Source organism: Thiorhodospira sibirica ATCC 700588 (assembly GCF_000227725.2).
Lineage (GTDB): Bacteria > Pseudomonadota > Gammaproteobacteria > Ectothiorhodospirales > Ectothiorhodospiraceae > Thiorhodospira > Thiorhodospira sibirica.
Window position 1 is genome coordinate 1,465,675 of record NZ_MU255056.1, and the last position, 13,327, is coordinate 1,479,001.

Genomic DNA, 13,327 nt, shown 5'->3' on the forward strand with positions numbered 1-13,327 from the left:
CTCAGGCTTGATCTGAGGCTGCACGTTGATAATCGGCGTTTTCATAGATCAGATAGGGTTTGGTATCTCCCATAATCACCGCCTCGTCGATGACCACCTTACTGACATTGTCAATGGAAGGCAGGTCATACATGGTATCCAGCAACACCTGTTCAAGGATGGTGCGCAGTCCTCGGGCACCGGTTTTGCGATCCATGGCCTTGCGCGATACGCAGCGTAAGGCGTCTTCACGAAACTCAATATCAACGCCTTCCATCTTGAACAATTTTTGATATTGCTTGGTCAGGGCGTTGCGTGGTTCGGTGAGAATCTGTACCAGGGCGGCTTCATCAAGCTCTTCGAGATTGGCCAGCACCGGCAGGCGTCCGACAAATTCCGGAATCAGGCCATATTTGACCAGATCCTCGGCCTCGATATGGTTCAGTAACGCCGCATCCGATAGGCTGCTGCGCTTGCTTTTCACCTCTGCCGAGAAACCGATGCCGCTTTTTTCGGTCCGATCGCGGATCACTTTTTCCAGACCGGCAAAGGCCCCGCCGCAGATAAACAGGATATTATGGGTATCCACCTGCAGAAATTCCTGCTGCGGGTGTTTGCGCCCACCCTGCGGCGGCACGGAGGCAATGGTGCCCTCAATCAGTTTCAACAGGGCCTGCTGTACGCCTTCGCCGGAGACATCGCGGGTAATCGAGGGGTTGTCGGATTTGCGCGAGATCTTGTCGATTTCGTCAATATACACAATCCCGGTCTGCGCTTTTTCAACGTCGTAATCACACTTTTGCAAGAGCTTCTGGATGATGTTTTCCACATCCTCGCCCACATAACCGGCCTCGGTTAAGGTGGTGGCATCGGCAATGGTAAAGGGCACATTGAGCAGGCGGGCCAGGGTTTCAGCGAGCAGGGTCTTGCCGGAGCCGGTCGGGCCAATCAGCAAGATATTGCTCTTGGCCAGCTCCACATCGTCTTTGGCGTGTACTGCCCCAGCCTCCAGGCGCTTGTAGTGGTTATACACCGCCACGGAAAGCACTTTTTTGGCGCGTTCCTGACCAATCACATACTCATCAAGGATTTTCTTGATTTCATGCGGCTTGGGCAGATGGCTGCCGGATGCAGACGGGGCGTCTTGCATCTCTTCGCGGATGATGTCGTTACACAGCTCGACACATTCATCACAGATAAATACGGAAGGCCCGGCAATCAGTTTGCGCACCTCATGCTGGCTTTTTCCACAAAACGAACAGTACAGAAGCTTGCCGCTATCCGCGTTTCTTTTGTTGTCGCTCATCAGCAGACTCCTTCGGTCTTTTTTCGCACCTTGCCTTGTTTTTAGGCAAGATGCAAGCACCTCGAATGCTTGGGTCTTAGGGATCGCTTAACGCGGTAAGTGAATGCGCCATCGCCCCGGTCATGAACCACTGGGAGAGGCTGCTTTTCCTGCGGCGGCAGTGTGGCCTATGCGCAACGCCGAGTGCAGGTTTCAACATGGGGTGCTTGCCAGGCTTATTCAAGGCTTAGGGCTTATTTTGATTTCTTCTCAGGCTCTGCCCGGCTGGTCAGAATCTGGTCAATCAGGCCGTAATCCAGGGCATCTTGCGGACTCATAAAACGATCCCGATCGGTGTCGTTTTCAATGCGCTCAATGGATTGCCCGGAATGCTTTGCCAAAATTTCATTGAGCTGCGCCCGGATTTTTAAAATCTCGCGGGCATGGATGTCAATATCACTGGCCTGTCCCTGAAAACCGCCCAGCGGCTGATGAATCATGACGCGGGAATGGGCCAGGCAATAGCGCTTGCCCTTGGCGCCGCCCGATAATAACACGGCGCCCATACTGGCCGCCTGACCGATGCACAGCGTGCTGACATCGGGCTTGATGAATTGCATGGTGTCATAAATCGCCAGTCCGGCGGTGACGGCCCCACCGGGCGAATTGATGTAAAGCGAAATGTCTTTGTCCGGATTTTCTGATTCAAGAAACAAAAGTTGTGCCACGATGAGATTGGCCATGTGGTCTTCTACCGGGCCTACCGCAAAGACCACACGCTCTTTGAGCAGGCGTGAGTAAATATCATAGGCACGTTCGCCGCGAGCCGTTTGTTCTACGACCATCGGGACAAGGTTCAGTGCCTGGGTTGCTAATGCACCGTGGTGTGTTGAGGTCATGGGTTTTCTCCACAAGCGCCTGTCGGGTTTGACAGGAGTTAAGACTGCAATCGGATCAGGAAACGCGGCAAGGCAGGGCTGGCGTATTGCCGCCAGTGGGGATAGGGTTAAAAGACGGAGTGTTTTAGCCTTTGCCCATGCCGGGCCAACATCTTTAAGACGATGGGCAAACAGGCATCGCCTCAAAATCAGGGATGGCGTATGCCGCAATAAGGCATACATACCCTGCCACCCGGTGATGTGATATGACCGGGTCAGCAGGGCCGCATCAACTCAGCGCATTTTTTCAATGACCTCATTGAAGGTGGTCGGCTCATCGACCACCTTGCAGTGCGTGAGCAACGTGTCTACAAAGATCCGCTTGGCCAGGCCTGCCTTGATATTTTCCAGGGTTTTTTGTTCATGACCGCTACGCACATGCTCAATAAAGCTTTGCGGGTCTTCGTATTCTTGCGCAAGCTTTTCCAGCTCCGCATCGACGGCCTCTTCCGTGACGGTGAGATCAAATTTTTCCGACAGTTTTTCACGAATCAGCTCATCTTTGAGTTGCTTGCGTGCCGTATCGGTAAACATTGACGCAGGCAGCCTATCTTCTCCCATGATCGCCTGCCCATCCAGTTTGAACATGCGCTGGAAATGCTTGAACATGCGCTCTGCTTCGTACTCAACCAATCCAGGCGGAACTTCAATCTCATGGGCATCACCCAAGGCCGCCTGCATCTGCTCATACATCAGCCGGTAGGACGCATCCTGTAAGGCCTTCTCCATGGTTTTACGCACCTCGGCGCGCAAGCCTTCTACAGTCTCATCCTTGAGGTTGAGGCTTTGCAGGAATTCGGGATCATCCAGGGCAGGCAATTTGGCCTCTGCCACAGCGTGAATACTCACCCGGGCAAACAGCTTGCGCCCCGACAGATCTTCAAGCTCAAAATCATCCGGATAGTCGATGCTGATTTCCTGATCCGCGCCCACACTCAAACCGAGCAGCTGTTTTTCGATTTCGGGCATCCAGTCGCTATCGCCAACAACCAGCATGGCGTCTTTGTTTTGATGCGCATCATCCAGGGGCTGATGCTGTTCATCCAGCAGCTGAAAGCTGAGCCTGACCTGATCGCCGTTCTGGATCGGACGCGCCACATCAAGCCACTGGGCGCGCTGTTTTTGTACAGTGTGCAGGGTCTGCTCCACGTCGGCATCGGTGACGCCGACCACCAGGCGCTTGACCTCAAGGGTGGACAGATCCGCCAGCTCAAACTCCGGCATCACCTCAAATTGAGCCGAATACTGCCAGGGTTGACCGGGGGTATACTCCTGCAAATCCAGGGTTGGGCGGCTTACCGCCAGCAGCTCCTGTTGTAGCAGGGCATCCTGGAAAGACTGCTTGAGTAACTCGTCAAGCACATCGCTTAAAACCTCATGGCCGTGCATTCTTCTGGCCATATTCAGCGGCACTTTGCCCGGACGGAAGCCTTTGATTTGCAAAGTTTTGAGCATTTTTTTCAGGCGTTTTTCAACCTCCGCCTCGACATGATCCGTCGGGACCTGAACAGTCATGCGACGTTCCAGGTTGCTCAAGACTTCAACAGACACTTGCATGGGGTAAAGACCTCTTTGGGGGCATGGGTTAGATAAACAGCGATGGCATCACCGACAGGGTATCGGGGAACAATGCAGCAGCGGATAAAAGCGTTAGATTTGTTTTCGCTGTATGAAGACACACGACATGGGATCTGGTGCGAAAGGAGAGACTCGAACTCTCACGGGTTACCCCACTGGAACCTAAATCCAGCGCGTCTACCAATTCCGCCACTTTCGCATCGGGTTAATCAAGAAAAAACACGATAGGCGCTGTACATATCCTGCATGGGCGCAGCAATTATTTTGCGCATAAAGACCCAGCGATACACAACACATCCGCCGCCGGATTCTACACGGATCAAGCGATTGCGGCAACCGTTACGCAAGGCTCAGCCGATGCACATTTTACGCCATAATGCGCCACCCGGGCCTATTCTCCACCGTTTGGCCCATGCGCCCATGAAGCTGTGCGCATCATACAGGACGCATAGGGAATGGCTGGCGCTGTTTTAAGTATCGTGCTCGTGATAGAATCACTCCCCTTAAACAGTGGTGCGTTTTCATTATTTTTATCAGGAGTCTGTTTGTCATGTCATTGAGTAGTGAAGTCAAGGCGAGCGTGGTCGAAAAATACCGTCGCGATCCCTCTGATACCGGTTCGCCGGAGGTTCAGGTGGCGCTGTTGTCAGCCCGTATTACGCATTTGATGGGGCATTTTGCCACCCATAAAAAGGACCATCATTCGCGTCGCGGACTGTTGAAGATGGTGAACCAGCGCCGTAAGTTACTGGATTATTTGAAGCGCATCGATCAGCAACGCTATCAGGATCTGATTGGTAGCCTTGGCCTGCGTCGTTAAGTTCACCGTTTTTGGCACCCATTTGGAGATAACGTGGCAGCTATCAGTCATTCCTTTCAGTACGGACACCATACCGTCACCCTTGAAACCGGCGAAATTGCCCGTCAGGCAAGCGGTGCGGTGCTGGTCAATATGGCACAGACGGTGGTGTTGGTTACCGCCGTAGCCCGCCCTGAGACGGTTGCAGGACGCGACTTTTTCCCATTGACGGTCAATTATCAGGAGCGTACCTATGCCGCAGGGCGCATTCCCGGTGGCTTTTTCAAACGCGAAGGACGTCCGTCAGAAAAAGAAACGCTGACCTCGCGTCTGATTGATCGTCCGCTGCGTCCGCTGTTTCCGGAAGGGTTCACCAATGAAGTGCAGGTGATTGCTACCGTTGTCTCCATCAACCCGGAAGTGGACCCGGATATTCCGGCCATTCTGGGGGCATCAGCGGCGCTGGCGTTATCCGGTGTGCCCTTTATGGGCCCGATTAGTGCGGCCCGCGTGGGCTATAAAGACGGCGCCTATCTGTTAAATCCCAGTCAGACCGAGATCAAGGAGTCCTTGCTGGATCTGGTGGTGGCCGGGACGCAAAACGCCGTGATCATGGTGGAATCTGAAGCCCAGGAATTGTCTGAGGACGTGATGCTCGGGGCGGTGAATTACGGCCATGCGCAGATGCAGGTGGCGATTGAGGCCATCAACCATCTGGTCAGTCTGGCCGGCAAACCGCGCTGGGATTGGGTTGCACCGGAACATGATGCAGCCTTGATGGCCCGCATCGAAAGCCACTGCCTGGAGTCTTTGACGCAGGCTTACCAGATTGCCGAAAAGCAGGCCAGAACCCTGCGCATCAACACCTTGCGCGATGAACTGGTAGCCGCCATTGCCAGCGGTGAAGAGGGTGCCCCCAGTGCGGATCTGGTAAAAGTGCTGTTTCATGACCTGGAAAAGCGCATCGTGCGTGCCCGCGTACTAGATGGCCTGCCGCGTATTGATGGCCGTGATACCCGCACCGTGCGCCCGATTACTGCCCGTGTCGGGGTGTTACCCCGCACGCATGGTTCAGCCCTGTTTACCCGTGGCGAAACCCAGGCTTTGGTGATTGCCACCCTGGGTACGGATCGTGATGCGCAACTGATTGACGCCATTGAAGGCGAGCGCAAGGAACGCTTCATGCTGCATTACAATTTTCCGCCCTACTGCACCGGGGAAACCGGCATGGTGGGCACGCCCAAGCGCCGCGAAATCGGCCATGGGCGCCTGGCCAAACGCGGCATTCAAGCGGTCATGCCGCCGGAGACGGATTTTCCCTATGTGTTGCGGGTGGTTTCCGAGATCACCGAATCCAACGGTTCGAGCTCCATGGCCAGCGTGTGCGGAACCAGCATGGCGCTGATGGATGCCGGGGTGCCGCTCAAGGCGCCAGTGGCCGGGATTGCCATGGGGTTGATCAAGGAAGGTGAACGCTTTGCCGTGATCAGCGATATCCTCGGTGATGAAGATCATCTGGGAGATATGGACTTCAAGGTTGCCGGTACCGTCAATGGGGTCACCGCCCTGCAGATGGACATCAAGATTGACGGCATCACCGCCGAGATCATGCAGCAGGCCTTAGAGCAGGCTTTGGCCGGGCGGCTGCATATTCTGGAGCGCATGACGCAGGCCATTGATAGCCCACGGGCCGAGATGTCCAGCTATGCCCCGCGCTTTATCACCTTGCGCATCAATCCCGAAAAAATCCGCGATGTCATCGGTAAAGGTGGTGCCACCATCCGTGCGCTGACAGAAGAAACCGGCGCAACCATTGATATTGACGACACCGGCATTATCAAGATCGCCTCGGTGGATAAAGAAGCCGGTGAAGAGGCCCGCCGCCGTATCGAAGAAATCACCGCTGATGTTGAAGTCGGTCGGGTGTATGAGGGGCGCGTGGTCAAGATCATGGACTTTGGCGCTTTTGTCAGCATCATGCCGGGTCGCGATGGGCTGGTGCATATCTCGCAGATCTCCGATGAGCGCGTCGCCAATGTGGCGGATCGTCTCAGCGAAGGTCAAAGTATCAAGGTCAAGGTGCTGGAAGTGGACAAGCAAGGCCGCATCCGCTTGAGTATCAAGGCGGTTGAGGCCGACCAAGCCTAAGATTTTTAGCGCTTTTTGATCTATTAGATGAAGACGCCCGTGGCTTACCCCTCGGGCGTTCTTTTGCCAGCAGGCTTGAGTTTCTTTCAAGCCATCTCCTCAGCAAACTGCAAACGCGCCATGGAATATCAATACGAACAGCATCTGTTGACCATCCAGGATTATCTCGAACGCGGCCAGTGGGAGCGTTTGCACGATATGCTGGACTTGATGCGCATTCAGGACGTTGCGCATGTGCTGATGGAACTGCCCGAAGAGCAGCTCGCCCAGGTGTTTGGTTCCTTGGCACGCGGGCGCAAGGTGGATGTCTTTGCCTACCTGGATGCCCCGTATCAATACCAGCTGTTGTTACAAACCCCGATTCAGGACGCCCGCCACATTCTCTCCGATCTGGGCCCTGACGATCTCACCGGCTTGCTTGAAGACCTGCCCAAAGACGAAGTGCGCAGGCTCTTGCGTCTGCTCCCCTTCCGGGCGATTCGCCGGGCACTGAATTTACTGGATTTTCCCCCCGACAGCGTCGGGCGCTTGATGACCCCGGAATGCGTCACCATTGAGGCCGAATGGACCATCACCGAGGCATTGGCCCATGTGCGCCTGCAAAGCGAGCAGGGCGAAACCGTCAATACCCTGTTTGTGATTGATGCCGAACGTCGCCCCATCAGCGCCATTCCCTTGATGAGTTTGATCAAAGGCCGCGCCAATGATCCGGTGGAGCGCCTGATCGACGGGCCGTTGATCACCATCAGCGCCTCCCAGGACCGCGAAGAGGCAGTGCAAAAGATCCAGCATTATGACCTGGAAGTGTTGCCGGTCACGGGTGAAGAGGGCGAGCTTTTGGGCATTGTCACGGTCGATGATGTCCTGGATGTGGTTGAGGAAGAAACCACCGAGGACTTTCACAAACTGGGCAGCGTCGGTGCCCTGACCTTAAGCCTGCGGGATGCCAGTCCTTGGCTTTTGTACCGCAAACGCATTGGCTGGCTGCTGGTGTTGGCGGTGGTGAATATTTTTGGGGGCGCGGCGATGGCGCAATTTGAAAACGTCATTGAAGCCATGATCGTGCTGGTGTTTTTCCTGCCCTTAGTGATTGCCAGTGGCGGTAATGCCGGGGCGCAGTCCTCCACGTTGATGGTGCGCGCCCTGGCCACTGGCGATGTGCAGGCCCGCGACTGGCTGATGCTCTGGGGCAAGGAGCTGGGGGTTTCAGCAGCCCTGGGTTTGACCATGGGACTGGCCGTGTCAGCCATTGGGTTTTGGCGCGGCGGCCCGGAGATTGCGCTGATTGTGGCCTTGGCGATGATACTGGTCGTCACGGTGGCCAGCCTGATGGGGATGCTTTTGCCCTTTGTGCTGACGCGCTTTAAGCTTGATCCGGCAACGGCCAGCGTACCGCTTGTGACTTCGGTGGCGGATATTGCCGGTATCCTGATTTATTTCTCGATTGCCGTAAGCCTGCTCAATCTGAATGCGACTTGAGCCTGGTATTAGCTGATTTATAAGGGGAATAATGGATGCTGCATGCAACCTCATTGACCATCGGCTTTAATGAAACGGAGGATCGCATTGTTGCGGTGTGCCGTGATCCGCATGGCAGCGGTGTGATTTTACTCTTGACCCGCCGTCTGGTGCGCCGTTTACTGCCCGCCTTAACCGCCTTGCTGGAGCATTCCAGTCTGGCTGCGAGCAAAGCGCCGATTCATCTGCGCTCGGAGGTCATTTTGATGGAACATCAGGCCGCGCTGTTTGCCGGCAAGCCCACCGGCCAAAGCGCTGCCAGCACTGGCGATAGCGAAACGCCCGCGCCGCACGGTGTCTCTGACGCCCGCCCCAGCCCGGTCAATCTGCACAATACCCTGGTGGTGGTCAGCAAGATTGATGTCACCACCCACGAAACTCATTTTTCCCTTATTTTTCAAGACACCGACGGACCGCAATTGTCGATGAACTTTGATCGCAGTGATTTACATCGCTGGGTTGATCTGCTGCTGCGCACCGCCAATACCGCCGACTGGGGCATTGACATCAAGGCCGACTGGGTCGCACCACAACACAGCAGCAAATTATCCGTCAGCTAAGCATCATGCGCTCTGGCGCAGGGTATAAAGCGGCGGTTTAAGCAACACCGAGCGCGCACCCAGCCACCCCGCAAAGCCCACGCCCAGCGCACCGCCCAGCGCACCGATCCACCAGATGTGTGGATTAAAGTAAAAGGGCAGATCAAAGATGTGCAGCGCCAGCACATAGCCAATCGCCGAGGCGCCGGCGGCTCCCAAAAGCCCGGCCAGCGCCCCCATGACGGTAAATTCGGCCAGCAGCCCGGCCAGCACCTGCGTGCGACTGGCGCCCAGGGTACGCAATACCGCCGTTTCATGCTGACGCAGGCTGCGAGTGGCCTGAATGGCGGCATACAGCACCGTCAGTCCAGCAGCCAGCGTGAACAAAAAGACATACTCCACCGCCAGCGAGGCGCGATCAATGATGTCGCGCACCTGCTCCATAATGGCGCGGATATCGAGGATGGTAATGCTGGGAAACTGGCGCACCGACTCGGTTAACAGCGCCGTACCACCGCCTTCACCATCACCATCCAAACGAAAGCTGGTAATGTAGGTGGCCGGATGCGTCTCCAGTAAGTGCGGTGGGGCAATCACAAAAAAATTGACGTTGAAGGAATCCCATTCCACCGTGCGCAAACTGGTGATGGGTGCCTCCACGGACTGACCGGCAATGTTAAATTGCAGCGTATCGCCCAATGCCAGATTCAGGGTTTGTGCCAGCCCTTCCTCCACAGAAAAACCGTGATGGCTGCGTTCATCGGACCACCAGCGCCCCGCAACAATCCGGTTATCGGCCTGTAATTCGTGGCTAAATGACAGATTGAACTCGCGGGCCACCAGACGCTCGGCGCGGGGTTCTTCAAACTGCGCGGGGATGACCTCCTTGCCATTGATATGTGTCAGACGGCCCCGCACCATTGGGTGATAGGTGGGCGCCTCAATGCCATAATCCACAAAGAGCGCCTGCAATGGCTGGACTTGCTCAGGCTGCACATTGATCATGAAATGATTGGGCGCCTCCGGGGAGAGATTGCTTTCCCAGGAAGAAAGCAAATCCACCCGCACCATCCCCAACAGCAGCAAGGCCATAATCCCCAGCCCAAACGCGGAGAGCTGCACCGCGCTCAGACTGCCCCGGCGGCTGAGATTGGCAATGCCAAAGCGCACAGTAATCCCACCCCGCGCCCGTATCGGGCGCAGCACAATCACCAACCCCCAGGCCAACAGCCACAACAACAGAACCGTAAAAAAGGCCCCGATTAACACCCATAAGGCCAGATAAGGATCTGCCGCCTGCCACAACAACAGCCCGCCCAAGGTGATCACAGCCAGCCCTAAAACCAGCCACATTGCCGGGGGTGGCGCATCCAGCTCACGGCGCAACACCCGCAGCGGCGGCACCTGCCCCAGGCGCAAAATCGCCGGCAAGGCAAAGCCCAGCGCCGTGACCAGGCCAATCGCCAACCCCGTGAGCACCGGCCACCACGAAATCCCCGGCAACATCATGGTAAACCACTGGGTGAGTAAAATAACCAGAATCTTCTGCGCCAGATAGCCCAGCAACACGCCAAGCAGACTGGCCACCAGCGCCAGCCAGAAAATCCGGAACATAAAGGTGCGCAAGACCAAGGCCCGCGAGGCCCCCAAACAGCGCATCACCGCACTGGTATCAGATTGACGGTCACTGTAATGACGGGCCGCCACGCCAATCGCCCCCCCCGCCAGCAACACCGCCACCAGGGCGGCCAGCCCTAAAAACTGCTCGGCGCGGGTAATCGCCTGACGCAGCGGTGGGCTGGCCTCACGCGCATCTTCCAGACGCTCATTGCTCGCCAGCAGTGGCTTGACCTCTTGGCGAAAGCGCTCAATATCGGTTTCATCGCCGGCGACCAGAAAACTGTGCCGCACCCGGCTGGCTGGCGTTATCAAACCGGTGGCGGGCAAATCCTCCCAATGCATCATTGCCCGTGGGGCCAACTGAAAAAATTCCCCGCCGCGATCAGGCTCATAGGTCAACACCCGACTGACCATCAGCGCCGCCTCGCCGACCTGCAAATAATCCCCCCGACCAATGTCGAGCTGCTGCATCAAGCGCGCTTCAAGCCAGATCTCGCCCTGCTCAGGGATACGCTCAATCACCCGTTCCGGGCCAAACAGCACATCACTGACGCGCAGCTGCCCGCGCAAGGGATAGCTTGCGGTCACCGCCTTGATTTCGGCCAGTTGCGTGGTCTGATCAAACAACACAATGCTGGGAAAACTCACAAACTGCGCCTGTAACAAATCCAGACGCGCCGCGACCATCTTGACCTCCTCGCTGACCTCCGTGCTGGAACGCAGCGCCAGATCGGCCCCCAATAACTCGCCGGCTTGCAGCGTCATCGCGCGCTGCACCCGATCTGTGAAAAAATTCACCGAACTGATCGCCGCCACGGCAATCACCAACGCGGCTGCCAGAATGCGCAACTCCCCGGCGCGCCATTCACGTACCAGTGAGCGCAGCGCATAGCCAACATGAAGCTTAGTCAATGATCACTACCTTTGTGGGTTCGCGGAGAAAATGCAGGCGTTGAGCCATCGCCTGCGTGAGATAGATCACCTCATCTTTATCAATCAGCATCACCGCGTCAACCCCCATCGCCCGTGCCACCTCCGGCCACTGCGCTGGCCCGGCGATAAATAACGCCGTACTGGCAGCATCGGCCAGCGCGCCCTGGCGATGCAGCACCGTCACCGAGCGCAGAGAATCAGCCGGATAGCCCGTGCGCGGGTCTAGCAGATGATGATAGCGTTGCCCCTGATATTCGTAAAAACGCTCATAATCCCCGGAGGTGAACACGCTCTCATCCCTGGCAATCTCCAGACCGGCAATCACCCCCTGTCCGCTGGGATGACGGATACCAATGCGCCAGGGACGCTGGCCGGGCTGACCGATAGCCCGCAAATCCCCACCGGCATTGACGATGGCATCGGCAATGCCCTCCGCCTGCAAGCGTTCAATAATCCGGTCAATCCCATAGCCCTTGATAAAGGCCCCTAAATCCAGCTGAATCGCGGGATTATCTGTGCGCACCTGCGTGGCCGTTAAATCCAGTTGCGCCATATTCGGCTGTTGCGCCAGCAGATGCACAATGGCCTCAGGTGCGGGCGGCGGCCCCTGCGGCTCATCCCCATGAAAGCCCCACATGGCAATCAAACGCCCCATCGCCGGATTAAACAGGCCCTGACTGTCCTGATAGAGCCGCTGCGCCTGCTGCAAGGGGGCATACATCTCCGCCCTCAGAGGCGCCGATTCACCACGCGCCAGCTGGGCATTGAGCGTTGCTAACGGCCCCGCTTCCCAGGCATGCCAGGTACGATGCAGCTCATCCAGCTCCTCGGCGATCACCGCAAACGCCCGCTGTGCCTGCGCCCGATCCGCCGTATACACACTGGCATCCACCAGCGTCCCCAGGGTGAAAAAGCGGCTGTGATGAATCTGCGCCCGTTCGCACCCGGCCAGCAAACCCCCGAGCAACAGCACCAGCCCGATCCAGCCAAGCCCCCTCATGCGCGCTGTGCCAGCTGACGCTCAATGGCGGCCACCAACTGCCCGCCGATATCCAGACCATACAGCGCATCCAGCTCACGAATACAGGTCGGACTGGTCACATTGATCTCGGTGAGATACTCACCAATTATATCCAGACCGACAAACAACAAACCTCGCGCCCGCAATGACGGCCCAACCTCGGCACAAATCGCCCGATCACGGGCAGTCAACGCCACTCCCTCACCGCGTCCCCCGGCGGCCAGATTCGCCCGCCCCTCACCGGCTGCGGGAATGCGCGCCAAGGCATAAGGCACCGGTTCACCATCAATCAACAGAATACGCTTATCCCCCTGCACATACTCCGGCAAAAACCGCTGCGCCATCACCGTGCGCCGCCCATGCTGAGTCATCGTCTCCAGAATCACCCCGGTATTGGGGTCCCCCAGACTCACCCGAAAAATCGACGCCCCGCCCATCCCATCCAGCGGCTTGACAATCATCGTCTGCTGGATCGCCAGAAAATCGCGCAAGCGCTGCATATCCCGGCTCACCAGCGTAGGCGGACAACAGGCGGGAAACCACGCAGTAAACAACTTCTCATTGGCATCCCGCAAACTGGCCGGACGATTGACCACCAGCACCCCCGCCGCCTCCGCCAACTCCAGCAGATACGTGGTATACAAATACTCCATATCAAAGGGCGGATCCTTACGCATCAACAGCACATCAAGCTGCGCCAGCGGCGCCTTCTCCCCCGCCTCTAGCGTAAACCAGCAAACCGGATCGTCATACACCACAAGCGGCCGTAAATACCCCCACACCTGCCCATCCTCAAGCCATAGATCCTGCGGCTCCAGATAAAACAGCGCATGCCCCCGCGCCTGCGCCGCCAGCAAAATCGCCAGCGTGGAATCCTTCTTGAAGTGAATCTGCTGGATCGGATCCATCACCACAGCAATACGACATTGAGCACTATGCATAGCTTTTAAAATCATCCGCGTACATGAT

General features: G+C 56.8%; 10 protein-coding genes and 1 tRNA gene. 4 read left to right on the top strand and 7 right to left on the bottom strand.

What is annotated here, in order from left to right; all coding sequences use genetic code 11:
• Nucleotide 1 precedes the first annotated feature (1 nt).
• The 4 genes from clpX to THISIDRAFT_RS07015 form a co-directional block, all read right to left on the bottom strand.
• The gene (clpX, locus tag THISIDRAFT_RS07000) at nucleotides 2-1,285 is read right to left on the bottom strand and encodes an ATP-dependent Clp protease ATP-binding subunit ClpX (RefSeq protein ID WP_006786779.1); all 1,284 of its coding nucleotides are present in this window, start codon (nucleotides 1,283-1,285) and stop codon (nucleotides 2-4) included.
• Between the two features lie 233 nt (nucleotides 1,286-1,518).
• Nucleotides 1,519-2,163, bottom strand: coding sequence for an ATP-dependent Clp endopeptidase proteolytic subunit ClpP (gene clpP, locus THISIDRAFT_RS07005; RefSeq protein ID WP_006786780.1), 645 nt, complete (start codon nucleotides 2,161-2,163; stop codon nucleotides 1,519-1,521).
• A gap of 273 nt (nucleotides 2,164-2,436) precedes the next feature.
• The gene (gene tig / locus THISIDRAFT_RS07010; RefSeq protein WP_006786781.1) at nucleotides 2,437-3,759 is read right to left on the bottom strand and encodes a trigger factor; all 1,323 of its coding nucleotides are present in this window, start codon (nucleotides 3,757-3,759) and stop codon (nucleotides 2,437-2,439) included.
• 135 nt (nucleotides 3,760-3,894) lie between these two features.
• Nucleotides 3,895-3,979: transfer RNA gene (locus THISIDRAFT_RS07015), tRNA-Leu, on the bottom strand.
• A gap of 351 nt (nucleotides 3,980-4,330) precedes the next feature.
• On the opposite strand from THISIDRAFT_RS07015, the gene rpsO reads away from it, so the two are divergent.
• The 4 genes from rpsO to THISIDRAFT_RS07035 all read left to right on the top strand — a co-directional run bounded on the left by rpsO (nucleotide 4,331) and on the right by THISIDRAFT_RS07035 (nucleotide 8,805).
• Nucleotides 4,331-4,600, top strand: coding sequence for a 30S ribosomal protein S15 (gene rpsO / locus THISIDRAFT_RS07020; RefSeq protein WP_006786782.1), 270 nt, complete (start codon nucleotides 4,331-4,333; stop codon nucleotides 4,598-4,600).
• 33 nt (nucleotides 4,601-4,633) lie between these two features.
• Nucleotides 4,634-6,727: a polyribonucleotide nucleotidyltransferase gene (gene pnp / locus THISIDRAFT_RS07025; protein ID WP_006786783.1), complete on the top strand. Its 2,094-nt coding sequence runs from the start codon at nucleotides 4,634-4,636 to the stop codon at nucleotides 6,725-6,727.
• Nucleotides 6,728-6,847: 120 nt separating this feature from the next.
• Complete coding sequence (gene mgtE / locus THISIDRAFT_RS07030; RefSeq protein WP_006786784.1) at nucleotides 6,848-8,206, top strand: magnesium transporter; 1,359 nt, start codon at nucleotides 6,848-6,850, stop codon at nucleotides 8,204-8,206.
• Nucleotides 8,207-8,241: 35 nt separating this feature from the next.
• Nucleotides 8,242-8,805 (top strand): hypothetical protein, encoded by a 564-nt coding sequence (locus THISIDRAFT_RS07035; RefSeq protein WP_006786785.1) that lies wholly within the window; start codon nucleotides 8,242-8,244, stop codon nucleotides 8,803-8,805.
• 3 nt (nucleotides 8,806-8,808) lie between these two features.
• Here THISIDRAFT_RS07035 and THISIDRAFT_RS07040 read toward each other — a convergent pair whose 3' ends face one another.
• From THISIDRAFT_RS07040 to gshB, 3 genes are read right to left on the bottom strand one after another with little or no spacing between them, the layout of a single operon-like run.
• Nucleotides 8,809-11,316, bottom strand: a complete 2,508-nt coding sequence (locus THISIDRAFT_RS07040) for an ABC transporter permease (protein WP_006786786.1) — start codon at nucleotides 11,314-11,316, stop codon at nucleotides 8,809-8,811.
• Nucleotides 11,309-12,337, bottom strand: a complete 1,029-nt coding sequence (locus THISIDRAFT_RS07045) for an FAD:protein FMN transferase (RefSeq protein WP_006786787.1) — start codon at nucleotides 12,335-12,337, stop codon at nucleotides 11,309-11,311. Before THISIDRAFT_RS07045 ends, THISIDRAFT_RS07040 begins: the two co-directional genes overlap by 8 nt.
• Nucleotides 12,334-13,299, bottom strand: a complete 966-nt coding sequence (gshB, locus tag THISIDRAFT_RS07050; protein WP_040851728.1) for a glutathione synthase — start codon at nucleotides 13,297-13,299, stop codon at nucleotides 12,334-12,336. The genes THISIDRAFT_RS07045 and gshB overlap by 4 nt, the downstream gene beginning before the upstream one ends.
• Nucleotides 13,300-13,327 lie beyond the last annotated feature (28 nt).